23 protein-coding genes are annotated in these 20,233 nt (G+C 36.6%); 8 read left to right on the top strand and 15 right to left on the bottom strand.

What is annotated here, in order from left to right; translation table 11 throughout:
- Positions 1-69 precede the first annotated feature (69 nt).
- A complete protein-coding gene (locus tag M3610_RS16270; protein ID WP_285851290.1) occupies positions 70-1,521 on the top strand; it encodes an MFS transporter in 1,452 nt (483 codons plus the stop codon).
- Between the two features lie 50 nt (positions 1,522-1,571).
- Here the strand turns inward: M3610_RS16270 and trhA are convergent, their stop codons facing one another.
- From trhA to M3610_RS16250, 3 genes are all read right to left on the bottom strand, one after another.
- Positions 1,572-2,219: a PAQR family membrane homeostasis protein TrhA gene (gene trhA / locus M3610_RS16265; RefSeq protein WP_251460642.1), complete on the bottom strand. Its 648-nt coding sequence runs from the start codon at positions 2,217-2,219 to the stop codon at positions 1,572-1,574.
- 510 nt (positions 2,220-2,729) lie between these two features.
- Positions 2,730-3,098, bottom strand: a complete 369-nt coding sequence (locus M3610_RS16255; RefSeq protein WP_098575290.1) for a hypothetical protein — start codon at positions 3,096-3,098, stop codon at positions 2,730-2,732.
- 148 nt (positions 3,099-3,246) lie between these two features.
- Positions 3,247-3,852 (bottom strand): LysE/ArgO family amino acid transporter, encoded by a 606-nt coding sequence (locus M3610_RS16250; protein WP_098575289.1) that lies wholly within the window; start codon positions 3,850-3,852, stop codon positions 3,247-3,249.
- 98 nt (positions 3,853-3,950) lie between these two features.
- Here M3610_RS16250 and M3610_RS16245 point away from each other — a divergent pair, with 98 nt between their 5' ends.
- Complete coding sequence (locus tag M3610_RS16245) at positions 3,951-4,301, top strand: hypothetical protein (protein ID WP_251460640.1); 351 nt, start codon at positions 3,951-3,953, stop codon at positions 4,299-4,301.
- Here the strand turns inward: M3610_RS16245 and M3610_RS16240 are convergent.
- Together M3610_RS16240 and M3610_RS16235 are read right to left on the bottom strand one after the other, a co-directional pair.
- Complete coding sequence (locus M3610_RS16240; protein WP_251460638.1) at positions 4,298-4,927, bottom strand: TVP38/TMEM64 family protein; 630 nt, start codon at positions 4,925-4,927, stop codon at positions 4,298-4,300. The two genes, M3610_RS16245 and M3610_RS16240, sit on opposite strands and share 4 nt — an antisense overlap.
- A 110-nt stretch (positions 4,928-5,037) precedes the next feature.
- Positions 5,038-5,811 carry a C40 family peptidase gene (locus M3610_RS16235; protein WP_098575286.1) on the bottom strand — a complete coding sequence of 258 codons (774 nt, stop codon included), beginning with the start codon at positions 5,809-5,811 and terminating at the stop codon, positions 5,038-5,040.
- A gap of 425 nt (positions 5,812-6,236) precedes the next feature.
- Between M3610_RS16235 and M3610_RS16230 the strand changes: the two genes are divergently transcribed.
- Positions 6,237-7,367: a TIGR04053 family radical SAM/SPASM domain-containing protein gene (locus M3610_RS16230; protein WP_251460636.1), complete on the top strand. Its 1,131-nt coding sequence runs from the start codon at positions 6,237-6,239 to the stop codon at positions 7,365-7,367.
- 193 nt (positions 7,368-7,560) lie between these two features.
- Positions 7,561-8,511: a magnesium/cobalt transporter CorA gene (gene corA / locus M3610_RS16225; protein WP_251460635.1), complete on the top strand. Its 951-nt coding sequence runs from the start codon at positions 7,561-7,563 to the stop codon at positions 8,509-8,511.
- Between the two features lie 87 nt (positions 8,512-8,598).
- Here the strand turns inward: corA and M3610_RS16220 are convergent, their stop codons facing one another.
- Positions 8,599-8,910, bottom strand: coding sequence for a hypothetical protein (locus tag M3610_RS16220; RefSeq protein ID WP_098575283.1), 312 nt, complete (start codon positions 8,908-8,910; stop codon positions 8,599-8,601).
- Positions 8,911-9,159: 249 nt separating this feature from the next.
- Between M3610_RS16220 and M3610_RS16215 the strand changes: the two genes are divergently transcribed.
- Together M3610_RS16215 and M3610_RS16210 are read left to right on the top strand one after the other, a co-directional pair.
- Entirely contained in the window at positions 9,160-10,182 is a 1,023-nt protein-coding gene (locus M3610_RS16215; RefSeq protein ID WP_180230190.1) for a M42 family metallopeptidase, read from the top strand.
- Between the two features lie 11 nt (positions 10,183-10,193).
- Positions 10,194-10,409 (top strand): twin-arginine translocase TatA/TatE family subunit, encoded by a 216-nt coding sequence (locus M3610_RS16210; RefSeq protein WP_098575281.1) that lies wholly within the window; start codon positions 10,194-10,196, stop codon positions 10,407-10,409.
- Positions 10,410-10,714: 305 nt separating this feature from the next.
- On the opposite strand, the gene M3610_RS16205 is transcribed toward M3610_RS16210, so the two are convergent.
- The 7 genes from M3610_RS16205 to hmpA all read right to left on the bottom strand — a co-directional run bounded on the left by M3610_RS16205 (position 10,715) and on the right by hmpA (position 16,865).
- Positions 10,715-11,278 carry a hypothetical protein gene (locus M3610_RS16205; protein WP_251460633.1) on the bottom strand — a complete coding sequence of 188 codons (564 nt, stop codon included), beginning with the start codon at positions 11,276-11,278 and terminating at the stop codon, positions 10,715-10,717.
- Positions 11,279-11,555: 277 nt separating this feature from the next.
- Positions 11,556-11,924, bottom strand: a complete 369-nt coding sequence (locus tag M3610_RS16200; protein ID WP_098575279.1) for a VOC family protein — start codon at positions 11,922-11,924, stop codon at positions 11,556-11,558.
- 82 nt (positions 11,925-12,006) lie between these two features.
- Positions 12,007-12,987: an ABC transporter permease subunit gene (locus M3610_RS16195; protein ID WP_251460631.1), complete on the bottom strand. Its 981-nt coding sequence runs from the start codon at positions 12,985-12,987 to the stop codon at positions 12,007-12,009.
- Entirely contained in the window at positions 12,980-13,894 is a 915-nt protein-coding gene (locus M3610_RS16190) for an ABC transporter ATP-binding protein (RefSeq protein ID WP_251460629.1), read from the bottom strand. Before M3610_RS16190 ends, M3610_RS16195 begins: the two co-directional genes overlap by 8 nt.
- A gap of 13 nt (positions 13,895-13,907) precedes the next feature.
- Complete coding sequence (locus tag M3610_RS16185) at positions 13,908-14,681, bottom strand: SGNH/GDSL hydrolase family protein (RefSeq protein ID WP_251460627.1); 774 nt, start codon at positions 14,679-14,681, stop codon at positions 13,908-13,910.
- Positions 14,682-14,862: 181 nt separating this feature from the next.
- Positions 14,863-15,471: a DedA family protein gene (locus M3610_RS16180; RefSeq protein ID WP_251460625.1), complete on the bottom strand. Its 609-nt coding sequence runs from the start codon at positions 15,469-15,471 to the stop codon at positions 14,863-14,865.
- Between the two features lie 179 nt (positions 15,472-15,650).
- Positions 15,651-16,865: an NO-inducible flavohemoprotein gene (gene hmpA, locus M3610_RS16175; protein ID WP_098575274.1), complete on the bottom strand. Its 1,215-nt coding sequence runs from the start codon at positions 16,863-16,865 to the stop codon at positions 15,651-15,653.
- Positions 16,866-17,161: 296 nt separating this feature from the next.
- On the opposite strand from hmpA, the gene M3610_RS16170 reads away from it, so the two are divergent.
- Positions 17,162-18,010: a DegV family protein gene (locus M3610_RS16170; protein WP_098575273.1), complete on the top strand. Its 849-nt coding sequence runs from the start codon at positions 17,162-17,164 to the stop codon at positions 18,008-18,010.
- A gap of 187 nt (positions 18,011-18,197) precedes the next feature.
- On the opposite strand, the gene M3610_RS16165 is transcribed toward M3610_RS16170, so the two are convergent.
- Positions 18,198-18,878 carry a vWA domain-containing protein gene (locus M3610_RS16165; RefSeq protein WP_251460623.1) on the bottom strand — a complete coding sequence of 227 codons (681 nt, stop codon included), beginning with the start codon at positions 18,876-18,878 and terminating at the stop codon, positions 18,198-18,200.
- 152 nt (positions 18,879-19,030) lie between these two features.
- Between M3610_RS16165 and M3610_RS16160 the strand changes: the two genes are divergently transcribed.
- A complete protein-coding gene (locus M3610_RS16160; protein WP_251460621.1) occupies positions 19,031-19,621 on the top strand; it encodes a YdcF family protein in 591 nt (196 codons plus the stop codon).
- A gap of 43 nt (positions 19,622-19,664) precedes the next feature.
- On the opposite strand, the gene M3610_RS16155 is transcribed toward M3610_RS16160, so the two are convergent.
- Positions 19,665-20,231 carry a GNAT family N-acetyltransferase gene (locus tag M3610_RS16155; protein ID WP_251460620.1) on the bottom strand — a complete coding sequence of 189 codons (567 nt, stop codon included), beginning with the start codon at positions 20,229-20,231 and terminating at the stop codon, positions 19,665-19,667.
- Positions 20,232-20,233 lie beyond the last annotated feature (2 nt).

Below are 20,233 nucleotides of genomic sequence, written 5' to 3'. Positions count from 1 at the left end.
GTAAAACCTAACATCAATCATATTTAATGTACATTTCATCAAATTCAAACAATTTCTTTTTTTATTCTATTGAAATATACTATTAATTGGTATGATGTTACAGATATTGCAAAAAGTATATTAATTCTATTTTTAGTAAAGGAAGACGTCATGAAGAAAAATCGAACATTATTTCTAACAGCGGTTGCCACAGGAACGATGTTAAATCCGCTTAACTCATCTATGATTGCATTAGCATTACACAGCATTCAGAAAGATTTTCACCTTTCCTTTTCAACGGTTTCCTGGCTAATATCCAGTTTCTATTTAGCTAGTGCAGTAGCACAGCCAGTAACGGGAAAGCTCGGTGATATCTTTGGCCGAAAAAAAACCTTCTTAACAGGACTTATTGTAGTTGCCATGTCCGCGCTCGGTGCCCCGCTTGCATCCTCCTTTCTGATGTTACTTGCAATGAGGCTGCTTCAATCAATTGGATCTAGTGCCATTTACCCGTCCGGAATGGCGTTAATTCGCGACCATATTAAAGAAAGGCAAGCTTCAGCCCTTGCCGTTTTATCAATATTTGCCTCTGCGATGGTCGCACTTGGGCCGACGATCGGTGGTTTCTTAATTGTGTTAGGGAATTGGCCAGCTATCTTTTGGGTCAATTTTCCATTTATTCTCCTCAGTTTAATATTAGGTTGGTTTATGTTTCCTAAAGATATGAAACAGGATAAGTCTCATATCAAGAGATTACTTTCTCATCTTGATTTTCTTGGAATAGGTTATTTTGCTGCAGGTATGGTCTTCTTTTTATGGTTCTTGTTATCTTTTGATGCGAATATACATTATCTTTCCGGAATTGTTGGAATCATCTTTTTCGGATTATTTGTTCGGAGAGAATTAAGGGTTACAGAACCATTTATCGACATTCGCATTTTCAGAAAACATCCTAAGCTTTCAATGGTGTATATCCAGTTTATCTTTTTGAATATTTTTTTCTATTGTTTATTTTTCGGTTTGCCTAGTTATTTTCAAGAAGGTTTGGGTTTAAGTGTTGAATTGAGCGGTATGTTAATGTTATTTATGTCCGGTGTTAGCATAATTATTTCATCTGTCACTGGAAAATGGATCGATCGTTCAGGTGTAAACCAGCCGATTATGGTAGGGGCATCTCTATCAATCTTAGGTGCGCTGTCTTTTAGGTTGTTTTTTGTTCAATCCTCTTATCTTGGTATCGGGATTATATTATCAATCATGGGCTTAAGTTATGGTATTGGAAATGTTGTACTTCAAGTAGCGATGGTTAAGGAAAGTCCAAATGCGATCATTGGGACAACCTCCGGCCTATTTCAAACTTGCCGATACTTAGGTTCAATTTTGGCATCAATCATTTTAGGGTTAATTTTTGGAGAACACATAACTGCGGAAAGTATGAAAATCATCGGGGAGGTTTTACTGGTTATTGGAATCATCAGCTTTTTAATGAGCTTATGGTTTTCACGAGAGACGTTGAATTTTAGAAAAATACGGCATGTATAATAGCAAAAATATATGTAAAAAGAAACAGCCTCGTGTCAGAGCTGTTTCTTTTAATTTATTGGCAAAACATAAAATAACACACAAAAAAAGTGGGCTGCACTTGCGGCCAACACAAACACGTGCCAAACCGCGTGGTGATACTTAAACCCTCTCCAAACATAGAATATGGCACCTAGGGTATAAAGGGCACCGCCAATAATTAAATAGGTCATACCCTGTGGAGAGAGATTATTTACTAAAGGTTTCCATGCAAAAACAATTAACCACCCCATGACTACATAGAGAAGCGTAGAGGTAAAAAGGTACTTTTTCACAAAAAAGCATTTAAAGACGGTGCCAGCAATCGCCAGTCCCCAAACAACTCCAAACAGTGTCCAGCCCAGGGCTCCTTTAATTACAATTAATAGAAATGGTGTATAGGTACCGGCAATAAAGAAGTAAATAGAGGAATGATCAAAAATCTCAAAAAGATCCTTTACCTTTCCTTCCGGGAAGCTATGGAGCAATGTTGAAGACATATAAAGAATAAACATTGTTACACCAAAGATTGTAAAACTTACGATATGCCAGACGTTCCCGTACAGGGAAGCATATATAATCAATATAATTAAGGCAGCAATACTAAGCATTACTCCTATTCCGTGTGTGATTGAATTCGCTAGTTCTTCTTTCTTTGAAAAAACATGTGTTGCAGCCATTAGAATTCTCTCCCTACCCCTTAATTAATATTGATGAAAGTAACATGATAATGACAGGAGGACAATGTATATTTGTCATTAAATATAGAAAAAAGTGTAACTCATCCTTGAGTATCAATATCCTTCCTATTATTATCAATTATTTTCTTAATGTTTTCTTTCGGATTCCAGCAATTAAATTTGTAGGTCGTTTTTGTTTCAAAGCCTAAACGACTACAAAAATAGTGCATTCCCTCTGCCCTTTTCTCTGCTTTAAAATGCCTGCATGTCGCGCAACAATGAAAATCTCTCATTTTATCACCTTTTCTTATACTATTAATCTTTCGTTCATAATTTATTAATATTTATCCCTTATCCTATAAATAGGTTCACGGAAGAACCTTAAACCTCCGCCCCCTTAAAATATAGATTAGTTTTGCATACCCAGCCAATAGCTGGGTAATTTTTTTCTTATGGAAAAAGCACGCATTCATTCTTAAATGCGTGCTTTTGTTGCTGTTTAGACTTTCGTTATTGACGGAAAGAAGGGTTCTGATAGTTTTGAAACGGCTGTGCTTGGAAAACAGGGTTCATATACGTTTGGGTTTGAAATCCAACTGATCCCGCTTGTCCAGATAGTTCTCTCTCCATTTGATTACACTGCGCAATTACCTCTTGGCATCTTTGGATTGCTAACTCATGCCCTTGAAGGCTTTGCTGAATGGTTTGAACTGCCATTCTTTCCTTTTGCATCATTTGCTCTAGCATCTGTGTATTTTGTTGTTCATTTTGAAGCATTTGTTGGTATTGATGATTTGCTTGTTGTGTCTGTTGGATTAATTGCTGAGCGAGTTGACGGCATTGATTAATGTGTGTAATCGAATGTTGAATGGTTTGCATGTGTGCGTTACCTCCAATATTTTGGATGTGAAAACCATTTATCGTGGAAAATTAGGATTGAATTTTCAACCCAAGAATAGATTCTACATAAACCATCGATAGCATTCGCAAATATATCTTCCAAATAATAATAAGAATACCTATTTCGTTAAAAAGAAATCATAAGATAAATCGCCGTTCCCCACATAATTAGGGCGGAAATTTTATTTAAAATAAGAATAAATCTCCCTGAAGAATCTATCCTACCTACCAATCTCCCTACGATCGACAGGCCAATGAACCAAAGCCAGGAAACCAAAATACATACCACCATGAAGGTAATTTTGGCTGAGCCCGAATAGGATAAAGAACTAGTACCAATTACTCCAATGGTATCCATGATTGCATGAGGGTTTAATAAAGAAACTGAAGCAGCAAACATAATCTGTTTTCGGGGTGAAAATGTATCACCTGTTATTTTCTCGTCTTTAGGTTTACTTTTCCACGTAGAATACCCCATGTATAGTAAGAAAAGAATTCCCCCAAGCACTAACGTCATTTTAATCCAAGTAATCCCTAAAACAACTGCCGAGACACCAAAAACAGCTAATGAAATAAGTAGTGTATCACAAATGGAAGCCGTCAAAACGACTGGTAGGACATAAATCCAACGCGACTGCATCGCCCCTTGATTAAAAATAAACACATTTTGGACTCCAAGTGGCAGAATGAGCCCAAAAGCTAGAATAAATCCATGTATTGCAGCACTTATCATTTTTTATCTCTCCATATGTATTTTCAAAAGGAAGTATACTTCCTCTAAACCCTGTCAATAACAATACCAATTAAGAAAAAAAATCGGGGTGTTATGTGATGCAGGGTATTTATTTTATCAATGATCGTATTTGTTTGGATGGACTTAACAAGGAAGAAAGTATAGCCATTCAAGAACAATCTTTAAAAAATTTTATCAATGAGCAAAAAATTCAAGTCGTAAAATTCAATCCTTATCAATTGAATGACTATTACACCATTCCACATGCGCTTCTTTACGACTTAAAAAAGGAAAAAGTAAGCATCGATTGTTTTTTATACTATTCCTCACAGGTGATGGAAGATTTCATTTACAGTTATCCAGCTAAATGGCTTATCTTAAAAAGCTTTTTCAAGAAAGTCATCTCAGTTGAAAAACAAAATGATTTAAACATTCGAGAAGTCGTTTAATCCATTGATTTATTTGCTTGTTTTCGATAAATAATTATAAAGTTAATGATAAAAATAATAATCAAATATACTCCATATATTCCAAAAGAATAGAGCTTGTTGTTACTAAATAATGCACCAGCATACGATAATAGAAGAATATTTGGTATTTTCCCAATGAATGATGCCGTAAAAAAAGTTAGCCATTTGACATGACTTAAACCACACACGATATTTACAACCGGTGCCGGTATGATTGGAATTAATCGACAGGTTAAGATTGCCACAAAGGAATTCTTGTTTAAAAACTCATCGTATTCTTGAACCTTCGGATATTTCATTAGTTTTTGCTGAGCATAATCACGAAAACCATACCTAGATAGGAAAAAGAATGCCATTGTTCCTACCATGGCTCCTGTTAAGGATACAATCACCCCTTGAGAAGTTCCAAATACCGCACCAATTGTTCCTGCTAGAACTGGAAATGGAATGACAGAAAAAAAAACACAAATTGCTACTAATAACATACTAATCAAAATAGATAGGGCTCCCCCTTGTTTCAAAAGCTGAAGTAATTCATCTTTTTGAAATAAACCTATTGCTATGATTAACAGTAGAATCCCTATACTTAATACTCTTTTAAACATCCGACAACTCCATTCACTTCATTTTTTGATTAATCCTATCATACTATATTTTTAATTTTGGAAAAATAAAAGAGCCCTTCGTGTTGAAAAGGCCCTCTCCTGCTTATCTATTAAAATGCTGTTCTCGCACCAAGGTATTTTGGTTTCCAATAGGAATTTGTCATATCTGCGATGGATACACCTTTTGAACCCGCTTGAATGAATTGGTTGTTGCCTAAATAAATCCCTACATGGGTAGGACCTGGAGCATATGTTTCAAAGAATACTAAATCTCCGGGTTTTGGGGTGCTGACAGACTTCATTCCTGACCATTGAGTGGCCGCTGTCCGAGGAATTGATACTCCTACCTTATTAAACACGTAACTCGTTAATCCACTGCAATCAAAACCAGCAGGTGTATTTCCGCCCCATAAATACGGTGTCCCAATGTATTTTTTGGCTTCATCCATTACCATTTGCGCCTTTGATACCGTTGGAGCAGGCACTGGTGTTGAAATCCCACTTGTAGTAAGTTTCAAGACTTGTCCAACATAAATCGTATCAGTTGTAAGATTATTCAGTGATTTAAGCTGTGCAACGGATAATTTATTACGAGAAGCGATTAGGTATAATGTATCCCCTTTTTGAACGGTATAGGATATCGTTGCCGTTTCATGGCTGTGTGGTGCTAATAAGGTCAGCTTTTGATTTACATTAAGAGAATCAGATGTTAAGTGATTCCAAATTTTCAAATCTGCTACAGTGACCTTATTAGCTTGTGAAATTTTCCAAAGTGTGTCTCCTGACTGTACGGTATAAATGTTTTCGTGTGCACTTGCCGTTCCAGCATATGTAGAAAACAGGATCCCCGCCGTTGCTGCGATAGATAATAGATGTTTTTTCATCGTTGAACCCCTTCATTTCGTTTTTGTAATACCATCATAAACGAATTTTAAGGGTTGTTTGAATCCCCAAAGATATGGCTTACTTGGTAAAAAATAATAGTATTGGAAAGGAAGACCTTTAATATTACAAACAGACTGTTCCTCAATCCTATTTATGTAACGATTTGCATAAGAATTTTATTTTTAATAATATTTTTGTAACATAAATGTAATAAAAAAGATGATTAAGGGATTAATAGAAATCTGATTATTCATACGAGTAATGTAGAAATATTGTAACAATCCTACCATGCACTCTAGTCTGTTAAACCTATAATAAACCTATAGAAACAATCTATATAGTTTTATAAATCATAATGATTTGGGTGATGATGATGCAAGGATTAGGGAAAGGACATCCTCATGCTATGGGGCATCCTCATGGAATGCGAAATGTAATTGATTATGACAAGAATCCATTTATTGTTATTTGGGAAGTCACAAGAGCTTGTCAACTTAAGTGTGTTCATTGCCGTGCTGATGCGCAGCTTACTCCAGACCCACGCGAACTAACACATGATGAAGGAATTAATTTAATCGATCAAATCTATGAAATGGACAATCCAATGCTCGTATTTACAGGCGGGGATTGTATGATGAGAGTAGACCTTTATGCGCTTGCTGATTATGCGATCAAAAAAGGCATGCGTGTTTCGATGACACCAAGTGCTACTGCTAATGTTACCAAAGAAAAAATGAAAATGTTCAAGGATGTCGGACTTTCTCGCTGGGGCTTTAGCTTAGATGGTCCAACCCCAGGAATACATGACCACTTCCGTGGGACTCCAGGGTCATTTGATCTAACCGTTGAAAAAATTAAGTACTTAAACGAATTAGATATGCCGCTGCAAATCAATACCGTCATTTCTCGTTATAATTATGATTCGCTTGAACAGATGGCTAAGCTTGTCGGCGAACTTGGCGCAGTCATGTGGTATATCTTTTTGCTAGTTCCTACAGGCAGAGGACAAATGGACGCTTGTATCTCTCCTGCTGAACATGAAAAAGTGTTCCGTTGGTTATATGAATTGAGCAAAACGGCTCCCTATGATATCAAAACAACGGCAGCCCAGCATTGCCGTAGAGTTGTATTGCAACAAAAAACACGAGAACAATTGATTGAAAAAGGCGAAATTCATTACGAAGATTCCATTACAACTGATTTTGCTTCTATGCATGATGGTTTAAAGCGTGCACCTAAAGGTGTAAATGATGGCAACGGCTTTGCATTTGTCTCTCATATTGGTGATGTCATGCCAAGTGGATTACTTCCAATCGTTGGTGGAAACATCCGTGATACCCCGCTCGCTGAAATTTACCGAGAGGCCAAAGTATTTAAAGAACTACGCAAGCCAGATCACTACAAAGGAAAATGCGGCATCTGTGAATATAACAAAATGTGCGGCGGCTCTCGTTCGCGTACCTATGCAGTTACTGGGGACTATATGGAGAGTGAACCCTTCTGTGTTTACATACCACAAGCGATGAGGAATAAAGAAACTTCACCTAGTGTGTAATATTTAAAGATAAAATTAAGAGGTATTCTACTTTTAGAATGCTTCTTTTTTATTCATTTGCCCCTTATCTACAATGTATATTTTTTTACCTCTTAACAACTTCTTTCTTAATATACTCCTCATTAGAAGGTATTTTTCTCCTAAATTATACCATCCTATAAAAGAGGATGGTCAATCAAGATAAGGAGTTATTATGATTAAGACAATTGCTGTAAATAAAAATTATGAATTGGTTAACGATATCGCAATCGATGATTTGCTTAAAGGGGAATATAAATGGTATTGGGTTGATTTTCATCTGCCAACTGATGAGGAAATCGAATATCTACGAGATCCTTTTCATTTCCATCCATTGGCGATCGAAGATTGTATTAATCATTTACAAAGACCTAAGTTGGATTATTACGAGGACCACACTTTTTTTATTACACAATCCCTAAATCACCAAACACTTAAAAGAGACGAGATTGATTTTTTCTTAGGTGAAAACTTTATCGTTTCCTTTCACCTTAGCCCTTCAACTGAAATTGAGGCGGTATGGAAACGATTTACTGAGTCCACTAACATTGAAAAGTGGGAGCCAACACATGTACTATACCTTGTACTTGATAAAATGGTTGATAGTTATTTCCCACAAGTCTTTAAAATCGAAGAACGATTAACTGAGATTGACGAGAATCCTAGAGGAAGATCCATGGAGGCATTGCTGGAGGATTTATTTGATACAAGGCACCATCTACTATCATTGAGGCACACCATTTCACCGATGCGCGATCTTATATACAGAGTCCTAAATTCACAGCGACTTACATTCATCCATGGAAAAAGGGAATACTATTCTGATATTCATGACCATTTACTGAAGTTAACAGAAATGATTGAGGCAAACCGTGAACTTACCACAGATATCCGTGACAGCTATATTTCACTTAACTCACATCAAACCAATCATGTCATGAAGGTTTTAACCGTGATCACCACGATTTTCATGCCCCTCACTTTCATCGCTGGATTGTACGGAATGAATTTTCGCTATATGCCTGGGCTATCGTCGAAATTTGGTTTTATTTCTACGCTGATTCTAATGATTTTAGTTGCGATGGGCATGTCTCTTTGGTTTAAGAAAAAAGGATGGTTTAAATAATAAAAGCAAATGCATCTGATCAGGTGCGACAGGCATGAAATAAGGACTAGCTCCTGCCGCTAGTCCTTTCTTTTCCCAAGTCGCTGTTTATTTCCACTCTTCATAGTCAACAATACCACCTGTTAAATCAATCGTATTCCGCTCGCCTTTATAATAGGTTTTTCCATCTTTTTCGAAAAGTAAATTTTCATAGGTATATACCTTTTGCCCATTTGGCAGATGAATTACCACCTTTGGTCCTGGGTTTTCAATCGGAGCTTCAATTTTAATTGTGTTTTGATAATAGTGCCGAAATACAAAGAATCCGACAGTTACTACAAAGCACATGATTATTAAAATAAATAAACTTTTTATGAAGGAATGTTTCGGTTTGGGATGGTATAGTTCAGTTCTGGTCAATTTTTTATCCTCCAATTGTGTCTGACGCAATATAATTTTGTCCAAATAGTTCGAATACTTCATTAATGCCCAAACCAAATTTTTTTAATCCATTTGAAAAAAATTAACACTTGGTAAGTTATGCATTGTCATTGTAATAGTTAACCACAATTGCGAATAAACACATGAAAGTCATAATTATGTATAATAGTATGTAAGAGTATTTAGAAAGGAGCAGTTGCTGTGGTAAACACAAATACCAAAGAAACAATGAAATTAATAGCTGATTTAGTAACCATTCCAAGTCCATCCGGCAATACGAATGAAGTGATTACCTATGTTGAAAAATTCCTAGCTGAATTACAAATTCAAACCTATCGAAACCGTAAAGGAGGGCTAATCGCAACAATTGCAGGAAAGGATTCAAGTAAACATCGGATGCTGACAGCACATGTGGATACACTTGGGGCAATGGTAAAAGAAGTGAAATCTAATGGACGCTTAAAGATCGATCTAATTGGCGGGTTTAAGTACAACTCCATTGAAGGCGAATATTGTCAAATTGAAACAAACAGCGGAAAAAGAATTACGGGCACCATATTAATGCACCAAACTTCTGTCCATGTCTATAAAGATGCAGGAAAAGCGGAGCGCAATCAGGACAATATTGAGATAAGAATTGATGAAAAGGTACATAATGCTGAAGAAGTTCGTGCACTTGGAATTGAAGTGGGTGATTTTGTTTCATTTGACCCCCGCGTAGAAATCACACCAAGTGGTTATATAAAATCGCGTCATTTGGATGATAAAGCAAGTGTGGGAATTCTTCTACAATTAATAAAACAAATTAAGTCGGAAAATATTCCCCTGCCCCATACAACGCATTTCTTAATTTCCAATAATGAAGAAATCGGATACGGTGGAAACTCAAATATTACTCCCGAAACTGTCGAATATTTAGCAGTAGATATGGGGGCAATGGGCGACGGACAATCAACTGATGAATATACTGTTTCCATCTGTGTGAAGGATGCAAGTGGACCGTATCATTTTGAATTGAGAAAGAACTTAGTGCGACTTGCGGAAGAGAATAACATCGATTATAAATTAGATATATATCCTTTCTACGGTTCAGATGCGTCAGCTGCAATCCGCTCAGGTCATGATATCGTCCATGGCTTAATCGGTCCTGGTATCGATTCATCCCATGCATTCGAGCGAACACATGAAACTTCCATTGAAAATACTGCAAAACTACTGTATCATTACGTGCAGGCGGATTTAATCCAGTAGGAGATGAAAATATGTTTTCAAATATTGGTGTACCAGGATTAATTTTGATTTTAATCGTAGCTTTAGTCATCTTTGGTCCAAACAAACTCCCTGAAATTGGCCGTGCCTTTGGCCGTTCGATTCGTGAATTTAAAAAAGCCACTGATGGAATTGCGGAAGATATAAGGGAAGAAATAAAAGAAGATATCAAAGAAACACAACAAGGTACAATTAATTTAAAGAAGTAATTCTCAACTCCAATAAACATCCCCTTCAATCACTTGAAGGGGATGTTTTCTGGATACTATTTTCTCGTAAACGATTGAACTTGATTCATTAATTTTTTCCGGGATTTTGGATTACGGAGTAAATATGCCGCACCTAGAGCAACAGTTGTCATCATTAGATTTTTTCTCTTCATTTTGAAGCCTCCTCTATGTTTGTCACTCTTAAATGTTCCCTTAATCACGTCCTTTTAACATGTAATTATTTACTATTAGAAAATAAAAAAACTAATTCTCCTGTTTGAATTAGTTTTTTTGGCTAAAACTTATTATTTTTTAAGTAATTCCTTAATTTTTTGATTATGTTGTTTACTTTGTTCTAACAATTGATTTAATAGTAATGTTGCTTGTTTGTTATCCTTCTTTTCAACTGACATCTTTAGTTCATGGAATGTTTTCCAATGGGACATTTCTTTTCCACCGTGTGCTTGTTTGAAAAACTCTTCTTTTGTTATCTTTCCAGCATCCAATTGTTTTTTTAATTCTACAATTTTCGCCATTTTTTCCTTTTTCCATTTTTCACGTTTAGCAGCATTTTCAGGACTCATCCATTTGTCCATTAGGGTTTTCTTCTCGGCCAGGACTGTCGTCCATTCTGCTTTTTTCTCTGGTGTATACTGATCTACCCAGGAAAGAAGCATTTTCTGTCTTTCTTCCATCTTTGCTTGCCAATCTTTATGCATCATGTTGCGATGCCCTTTTTCTTCACAATTACAAGGGGCTTTTTCCCTCTGTTCACCATTGGAGGTATCTGGTGTGGCTGGGGCGGCGGCGGCCATTCCAGGCACTGACATTAATATGCCTAATGATAAAAGTAACAATTTAAACTTCATAAGTATCTCCTTCCACAAACGTATTTAGTAAATTTCATCTCTGGTACGAAATTATCATTCCCAGTAATTGAAAAAAAATTTACCAATTTGACAAATTTTTAGTAAAAATACTCTTGTGGAATTATTTGAAGTGGAGTATTCTATGAATAGAAGATATGTGAAGTATTTCACAATACAAAAGATTTCTCATTCTAATATGGCCTTCAATCCCCCAATTAAAGGCAAATCCCCATTCCAATAGGAATGGGGCTGTTTTTTATTTATTAAAGGCATTTTCCTATTCCCATTCTAAAATCTCAAGACGATTGCCGAAGGGGTCATGGAGGTGAATTCTATTTGCTCCTGGAAGAAGTTCATCTTCTGTAAATGCCACTCTCTTTTCACGTAGATGAACTTTTAATTCTTCGATCTTCTCAACAACTAAGGCAGGATGTGCTTTTTTTGCTGGTGAAAACGGTTCTTCTACACCGATGTGAAGTTGAAAGGTCCCAAATTCGAACCAAACACCGCCTCGTTTCTTTAATTCTGCAGGTTTCTCTACTTCGATTAATCCGAGGATTCCACCAAAAAATTCCCTCGCGGCTTCTTCACATCCCTTAGGGGCAGCAAGTTGGATATGATCGATCTTTTTTATAGCAAATGACATAAACACTCCTCCATTTGTCAATTCTCCTCTCTTATATTTTAATAATTTTATAATTTTCTTTCAAGTTCAAAATTTCTTTGGTTTAATATACATCTCTTTTAGTAAAGACAAAGAATGAAACAAAGATGGCTACTGCCCACCAAACGAAGAGTACTAGGATTGAGAATGAAAGGTTCATTCCTTCGATCGGTGGTGCTGTTCCTTTCATATAATCAGTTAACCGCAAATTGACCATAAAAAGGTACTTGGCGGATTCCCATGAGGATACCATGTTTGTTAAAATGGCTCCTGAGATTAATGAGGCAAGCATTACACCCATACCAGCTGCTGTACTTCGAATCAATACTGACAGCATAAAGGAAAGGGTACCAACAACAATGGATACAAACCAGACTAGTCCAAAGTCCATTAACAAAAATTTCCACTGACCCATCAACTTGACTTCAGACGTATTTAATCCAGTCTCAGTCACATTAAATCCTGTCAATATTGGGGCACCCCACCCCTTGTAACCAAAGACCAGACCGGAAATTAAATAGGAAAGAACCCCTGCAATCGCAATGATTAAGGAAATCGCTAAACACAGGGTAAAATATTTACTCAAGAGCACCTTCCACCTCTTGACAGGCCTGGTCAACAGCAGCTTGATCGATCCTAAGCTATGTTCAGAAGAGACCAGATCACTTGCTATCACCATAACCATTAAGGGAATAAACAGATCAATCGAGTTTTCTAGAAAAATTCTCATAAACGTTGGGGCACCCGGCTCAGATGGATTGATATCATGATCGAGATAATATTGTTGCTGCTGGAGAGAGATTTGCAGCTGTTTTTTCCATTCATCTGTTATTCGACTGCTGCTTAAACGATTCGTCGTATCAACAATCTGCTGTTGTAATATTGTTCGCCAATCACTGGTTCCTAGTTTTTCACGTTGTGTTTGTACTTGTTTAAATTGTGCATATGTAAATAGCATGACAAGAACGCCAATAATGATAGCAATAACAATGAGCCGTTTCTTAGCAATCAGTTTCATCATTTCATTCTGAATTAACTTATTCAATCATGTCACCCCCGGTTAGCTCGAGGAATAAATCTTCCAGGACTGGCATTTTTCGATTCATTTCCATCACGGAAACACCGGCTTCAACCAATTGCTTATTCCATAGAGGAATCTTTTTTTCATTAAATTCCGTCAAAATAGTACCTTCATCTGTTTCTTCAATGTTTGTTAGAGAACGTAATACTTCCCTTCCTCGATCAAGTGGTTGTATATGCCAAACCACTCGTTCTCGATTGGAAAGCAATTGTTGGACCGTATCGGTTCGGATGATTGTCCCTTTGGATATGATCGCGACTCGATCACATAAAAGCTGGATCTCACTTAAAAGATGGCTTGAAACTAGAACACTTAAACCTTCTTCCTCTGCAAGATAACGAATAAATTGGCGCATTTCCCGAATCCCTGCCGGATCCAAGCCGTTTGTTGGCTCATCAAGGATTAACACTTTTGGGTTTCCCAATAATGCTTGAGCAATCCCAAGACGCTGTCTCATCCCTAGGGAATAAGTTTTTACCTTATCATGAATTCTTTCTGTTAGACCGACAAGTTCAGTCACTTCTTTAATCCGTTCTTCACCGATTCCTTCGATCATTCTGGCAAAATGAAGAAGGTTATTATAGCCTGACAAATAGGGATATAATTCTGGATTTTCCACAATACAGCCTAGGTTTGTCATTGCTTTTTGGAAATTTCCCTCAATATTAGAACCACAAATAAGAATACTGCCTGATGTTGGTTTGATTAATCCGACAAGCATGCGGATAGTAGTTGTCTTACCTGCTCCATTTGGCCCTAAAAATCCAAATACCTCTCCTTCACAAAGATCAAAAGTAAGTCCCTTAATAATTTCTTTTTTTCCAATCACTTTTTTTAAATCTTTAACGGATAATGTAATTTTTTTCTCCATCGATTTCCCCTCCTTACCAGGTGAGCAGTGAGGCAACTCGTTCGGCAATTAAACGATACCCTTTTGAGTTTGGATGAAACTTATCTGAATATAGATAATCATTTACCTTTAACTCAAACAAGTCGAAGGTTGGAACAAATACAATTTTCGGAAAAGAAGCACTAACTTCAGCACTGTCATAATTCCAATGGCGTACCACCTTTGACATTTCTTTTCCTTGATCTAAATCAATAAACGGATTATACAATCCAATGAAAAACACATTGGCATTTGGATTGTTATTGCGTATTTGTTTTAAAACAAATTTTAAATTGTCCAAGTACTTCTTTTCAATGGAAGCAATATCTTCTGTTTCAAAGTCCATTAATGCTTGGCCCCCTCGGAACAAGTCGTTCCCGCCAATCGTGACCAGCACCATATCAGCTTTCCCGATTTGGCGGCCTACTTCGGTTTCTTGGACTTGTTTCCTTAGTGAATCAGACCTTTGTCCATTAATGCCGAGATTGGTAAGTTGAACGGGACGTTTTGTTTTTTCCTTGATTTCATCTGCCAAAACACCGACATACCCCTTTCCAGTCTCATCTCCCGTTCCTCGAGTTAAGGAGTCACCTAGGGCCACGATGTTTAATTCTTTTTTATTTTCTACCCTGGAAACACGCTTTACTTCCGGAACCTTCTCCGGTTTTCCCGCATAATACTCGCCTACTGCCCAGCCAAGCCCGACCAGCCAGAGGAGGCAAAACAACACAGCTATGCCTGTAATCGAACGAATGACATTCTTATTCAATGCAAATAACATCCTTTCTGGCCATTTCTTTCTTTCATTTAATCATAGTTGCGATATGAATCAAACTTTCAATACTTGTAATTACTGAAAAATTCCATGGTGGCGATGATCATTATCATTAATCATTACTTACACAATAAAAATAAAGGAACCTCAAAGAGAATTCCTTTGTTTTGTTCATTTATTTGGTTCCTGTTTCCATAACAACATTCCTAATTTTCTTAAACAAATATATGGCGCCAATTAGAATAAAAAGGACGATAATTGTTAGAAACACGTATTTCTTAATGGCTTCAAAAAATATATCCCATTGTGGTCCAAGGCTTTTTCCAATAAAAATAAAACTCGAAACCCAAAGGGTCGATCCAATTCCCGTATATAAAGTATAAACCTTAATTGGAACACGAGTAATCCCAGAAAAGTAACCAATGAAATGTCTAAATACGGGGATGAATAATGATATGAGTAACAGTTTATTTCCATATTTTCTTATCCAATTTGAAATGGCCTCTAAACGCTCTGACTCTATATGAATCCGTTTGCCATGCTTTTCAAAAAATTGCATACCGAGTTTAAATCCCACCCAATAGGAGAGCAGCATACCTAAGGTACATCCTAATGCTGATGAGAGAATACTACCGAACCAATTGAGTTGTTCAAGAAAGGATAGAAAACCTGCATATGCCAGCACTGCTTCCATCGGGATTGGAAGCGCCAATATTCCTAGCGCAATCGAAAGAAAAAGAACAAGATATCCATACTCGTTCATAATTGTGGTTAAATATTGCAATGATGGAAAGCTCCTTTCTCTTTTTGGATTTATATCAATTAATTTTCATTAATCAATATTGGTATTTTATCCATTCTTCTCTAATATAGTATCGCTTTCCATCAATTTATTGGTATTTTAAAAATAGTGTTTGCAAAAGCATTAAAAAAGCCGATTTCCAGCAGAAATCGGCTTTTTTACTATTCTTCTAGATTCCCCATTGGTCCAAAAAATTCAAAGTGAATTCGATCTTCAGTTACACCAATTTCCTTTAATGATCGATTAATTGCTTTCATAAATGGTACCGGTCCACAGAAATAAAAATCCGCATCCTTTGAATTGACTTTTTCTTGCAGCCAATCGCGAGTTACATATCCTTCCACATCAAATCGATTATTTTTGCGGTCTTCTTCAGTTGGTGAATCATAGAAGAAATATGAATTGACATTGTCTAATTTCGATAATTCCTCTACTTCAGCTCTTAAAGCATGGACATTTCCATTGGCAGCGGCATGAACAAAAGTGACTTTCCGTTCTGGCTGAACCTCTACAACTGTCTTTAACATACTCATCATTGGTGTTAAACCAACCCCCCCACTAAGTAACACGACAGGAGTATTTTTTTCAGTATTTAAAACAAAGTCGCCTGCTGGAGCACTAACTTTTAAAATATCACCTTGATTCACACCATCATGTAAATAGTTGGACACCATACCATCTGGATTTTCAGTTCCCGCCTCACGTTTCACGCTGATTCTGTAATAACCCTTACCCGGAGCATCTGATAGGCTGTATTGACGAATATGAGTAAATTTTTCACCAGCTATTTCTAATTTGATACTAATATATTGTCCAGGGGTAAAATCTGCAATTGCCTTATGATCTTCAGGTGTTAAGTAAAACGAGGTAATCACTTCACTTTCCACTACTTTTCGATCAACAATGAAATTGCGGAATCCACTCCAGCCTCCTTGTTTATTTACTGTTTCATCATATAATTCTGCCTCAACACTGATAAAAACATCGGCAATGACATTATATGCTGCCGCCCATGCATCAATAATTTCATCTGTTGCTGCATCACCTAGTACATCCTTAATGGCTAGTAAAAGATGTTTGCCAACAATCGGATAATGCTCTGGCAAAATTCCAAGACTTCTATGCTTTTCCGCTATTTGTTTAACAACCGGAAGAATTGCCTCCAGATTATCAATATACATGGCAGCGGCATAGACCGTTCCAGCCAATGCCTTTTGTTGTCTACCTTGTTTTTGATTGGCATGATTAAAGATATTTAATAATTCAGGATGGTTAGCAAACATCAATTGGTAAAACCGAGTGGTAATGGCTTCACCATGTTTTTCTAATACAGGTACAGTAGATTTAATAATTCCAATTGTTTTTTGATCTAACATGAATAACACTCCCTATGTAATTTTGTAATTACTATTCTCATAGTGATTATATGAAATTTCATACGCGTATTAAGTGATTCAAATCACACATCGCTATTTTTGAATAATTCGAACTAGGTACATTAGTCACAAAATGTTCACTTTTGAATATGACAAATATAACTTGTCGTAAAATATGTATTCTTGTAATGTTGATTCTAGTTATCATAATATATCAAAAATACACAAACTTTCGGCCGCACTTTTGCGGTTTAGATACTTAAGTTAGGGATATTTACCCGAGGAAGAGGATTAAGATGAACAAAGCAAAAATTGCGTGGATCACTGACACCACGGCTTCTCTCAGCAAAGAATTTATTGAGCAAAATAATATTCATGTGGTTCCACTAAATATTGTCATTAACCAAGAGTCCTACAAGGAAACAATAGATATCACTCAAAAAGAGTTTTACGAGCGAATGAAAAAGGAAGACTCGAAATTTCAAACCTCTCAGCCAGGTCTTGGTGATTTTGTGGAACTTTATACAAAGTTAAAGGAAAACTATGATTTTGGAATCGCTATCCATGCCTCCAGCTTACTATCCGGAACATTTCAAACCTCTGTGATGGCAGCGGAAATGGCTGATTTTAAATTGGTACCTATCGATTCCATGACCGGCTCCTACCCACTCTCATTTTTAATAAAAAAAGGGATTGAACTAGTAGAACAAGGCTATGAAATCAGTGAAGTGGAGGCCAAACTTAATGGATTACGCGAGCACACTCGTTTATATTTAGTCCCATCAAATTTGGACCAACTCAAAAAAAGCGGCAGAGTATCCGGAGGCCAAGCCATCCTAGCCTCCCTATTTAATATCAAGCCTATTTTAGCAATTGAAGATGGAGGCGCTAAGATAAAAGATAAAGTTAGAACGGAAAAAAAATCCATTGCATGGTTAATTAATAATTTAAAAACCGATTTGGAAACAAAAACTGTTAGGAAAGCAGCTATTGTCCATGCTAACGATATCGAACGGGCAACTGCGTTAGAGAAATTAGTCAACGAAACATTTCCGGAAATTGAAACGGAAATAATGATGCTAATTACTGTTGCCGGAGTGCATACGGGGGTTGGAACTCTAGGACTTTCGTGGGTTTGCGAATAATCGAAAAAGGACTGATGAAATTCAGTCCTTTTTTCTATTATTCGGTTGCAAGAGATTCTACATGTTGTAACGTTAGAAGTTATTTGTGCCCGTTACATCGAAAAAGAGATGATTACGGGAACAATTGGACTCGATTCGTGCCCCTTTTCACGAGCATTAATTGAAAACGGTAACAATTAATTTCAATCTAATTTTTCCCGCCTGGTAAGATCCCTTTAGCTCTGGCTTCATTTAACCAAGAAGGAAATTCATTTAACAACTGATTATACAATTCCTCATCCGTAGTTTTTTCGATGTCTTTAATGTGAAAAAAGTTAGCATTATCAATGAATCTACCTTCCATAGTGTCCAATTTTTCTAAAACTTCAAAGCTTGAGTCACCAATACCAACAAACTGCCAAAAAATCGGTTTTGTTGATGATTCAACTACTGGTTTCTTAATTGTTCTTTTACAGCCCCCATCATTAATAAAAACAATAAAAGCGGGTTCCTTGGCCCGAGATTCTACCGTGTATTTCTGAATGACATCCTCCATAACAGGCGGTTCATCATTTCTTCCGAATTTATGTATTAAATCGTTAGCTAAAATATACTCTTCTACATAGTTGCTAAAATCCTGTTCAGAAACTGATTTCAAACGAGAAAATTCATTATCATATACCCAAATATCCAATAATCCATCATCATCAAATTGGCTTGCTACTGCAAGAATACGCTCCACAACTTTTTGAACCGTACCATTTTTGTATAAGTTTCTCATAGAACCTGAGATATCCAATACTAGACCAACTCTAGAGACCACTTTTGTTAGCTTTTTCTTTTCTAATACAATCCCGGCTTTTTTTTTCAATAGACTAATTGATGACATTTTAAAAACCTCCCATTATTTAATGTTGTAGGCACTAAATGCAATTAATTCTTCTATTATTATACTCTATTTCAAAAATATGTTAGAGTTTTCCTCCACTTTAATCTATTATTTATATAAGAAGTTTAAAAATAACATGAAATGGGTTTGAAATGATGAAAAATAAGAAAAGAGTGTTTGTATTGTTAGGTGTTCTTGTTACTTTAGGTTTGATTTATATTGGATTTTTACAATTTAAAATTAGTCAATATAGTCATAAAGACGTTCCTAAAAATGCAGACTATTTGATTGTTCTCGGGGCAAGGGTGAAGGGCACCGTCCCTTCCCTTGCATTTGCGAGTAGAATTAATGCGGCAGCAGATTATTTAAAGAAAAATAAAAATACAATTGTCATCGCATCTGGTGGAAAGGGACCTAGTGAAGATATCTCTGAAGCGGAATCGATTAGAAGAGAACTGGTCGAGCAGGGCATAAGCGATGCTCGGATTATTTTAGAGGATCAATCGACTGATACGTATGAAAATATTAACTTTTCTAAAAGGCTTATTCCTAAGGGTGAAAGGCTTGGTCTGGTGGTGACAAATAATTTTCATATCTACCGTGCCGTCTCCATTGCTCGAGACTACGGACTAGAGGTGCAGGGACTTCCAGCAGAAACTCCATGGATTGCCGTGCCAAAATCCTATTCACGTGAATATTTAGCCATTACAAAATTTTATTTAAAGAGATATATCCTTGACTAATTTTATAAACAAAAGAGTACTGTGATTCAGTACTCTTTTGTTATTAATCTTTGGTTGTTTTTGCATAAATACATGTATCTCGTAATCCTTTACCATCGGCAGAAAGTCCATCATTTTGTAAAATCCCCTCTAAGTTAAATCCTAGGCGTTCAGGAATGGCCCTGCTCTTGATATTTTGGGAGTCGCAGCGGATTTCCACCCGATTTGCTTTAAGTTCGGTAAAGGCAAATTTAGTAATTGCTTCGGTTGCTTCGGTAATATACCCTTTCCCGCTATAGCGAGAATCAATCCAGTAGCCAATCTCAAACTTTGGAATACTCCAGTTGATTCTGTGCAAACCTGATGAACCTATGAATTCCCCTGTTTCCCGATTAAAAATATGTAACCTCAAATCCTCACGGGTTAGAAACTTGGTATGTGCATCACGAATATTAATTTCAACATCGTCCTCTGTTTGCTCTTGATGGGCCCAAGGCATCCAGTCTTTTAGTTCGGTTAAGGATGCCTGCATGGCTTGGTAAACAGCTTTACCATCTCCGGGTAAAGGATTGCGTATTAGTAATCTCTCTGTGTAAAACTCTTCTGAAAAATCTAATAGTATTGGTTTCATAA

Source organism: Neobacillus sp. MER 74 (assembly GCF_023714155.1).
The sequence above is the reverse complement of the archived record's forward strand: the minus strand, read 5'-3'. Positions and strand labels throughout refer to the sequence as shown.

Coding starts and splice junctions, on each gene's coding strand:
- trhA (WP_251460642.1), bottom strand. CDS start 2,219: ATGGCTGCAACACATGTTTTTTCAAAGAAAGAAGAACTAGCGAATTCA.
- M3610_RS16255 (WP_098575290.1), bottom strand. CDS start 3,098: ATGCAAACCATTCAACATTCGATTACACACATTAATCAATGCCGTCAA.
- M3610_RS16250 (WP_098575289.1), bottom strand. CDS start 3,852: ATGATAAGTGCTGCAATACATGGATTTATTCTAGCTTTTGGGCTCATT.
- M3610_RS16245 (WP_251460640.1), top strand. CDS start 3,951: ATGCAGGGTATTTATTTTATCAATGATCGTATTTGTTTGGATGGACTT.
- M3610_RS16240 (WP_251460638.1), bottom strand. CDS start 4,927: ATGTTTAAAAGAGTATTAAGTATAGGGATTCTACTGTTAATCATAGCA.
- M3610_RS16235 (WP_098575286.1), bottom strand. CDS start 5,811: ATGAAAAAACATCTATTATCTATCGCAGCAACGGCGGGGATCCTGTTT.
- M3610_RS16230 (WP_251460636.1), top strand. CDS start 6,237: ATGCGAAATGTAATTGATTATGACAAGAATCCATTTATTGTTATTTGG.
- corA (WP_251460635.1), top strand. CDS start 7,561: ATGATTAAGACAATTGCTGTAAATAAAAATTATGAATTGGTTAACGAT.
- M3610_RS16215 (WP_180230190.1), top strand. CDS start 9,160: ATGAAATTAATAGCTGATTTAGTAACCATTCCAAGTCCATCCGGCAAT.
- M3610_RS16210 (WP_098575281.1), top strand. CDS start 10,194: ATGTTTTCAAATATTGGTGTACCAGGATTAATTTTGATTTTAATCGTA.
- M3610_RS16205 (WP_251460633.1), bottom strand. CDS start 11,278: ATGAAGTTTAAATTGTTACTTTTATCATTAGGCATATTAATGTCAGTG.
- M3610_RS16200 (WP_098575279.1), bottom strand. CDS start 11,924: ATGTCATTTGCTATAAAAAAGATCGATCATATCCAACTTGCTGCCCCT.
- M3610_RS16190 (WP_251460629.1), bottom strand. CDS start 13,894: ATGGAGAAAAAAATTACATTATCCGTTAAAGATTTAAAAAAAGTGATT.
- hmpA (WP_098575274.1), bottom strand. CDS start 16,865: ATGTTAGATCAAAAAACAATTGGAATTATTAAATCTACTGTACCTGTA.
- M3610_RS16170 (WP_098575273.1), top strand. CDS start 17,162: ATGAACAAAGCAAAAATTGCGTGGATCACTGACACCACGGCTTCTCTC.
- M3610_RS16165 (WP_251460623.1), bottom strand. CDS start 18,878: ATGTCATCAATTAGTCTATTGAAAAAAAAAGCCGGGATTGTATTAGAA.
- M3610_RS16160 (WP_251460621.1), top strand. CDS start 19,031: ATGATGAAAAATAAGAAAAGAGTGTTTGTATTGTTAGGTGTTCTTGTT.
- M3610_RS16155 (WP_251460620.1), bottom strand. CDS start 20,231: ATGAAACCAATACTATTAGATTTTTCAGAAGAGTTTTACACAGAGAGA.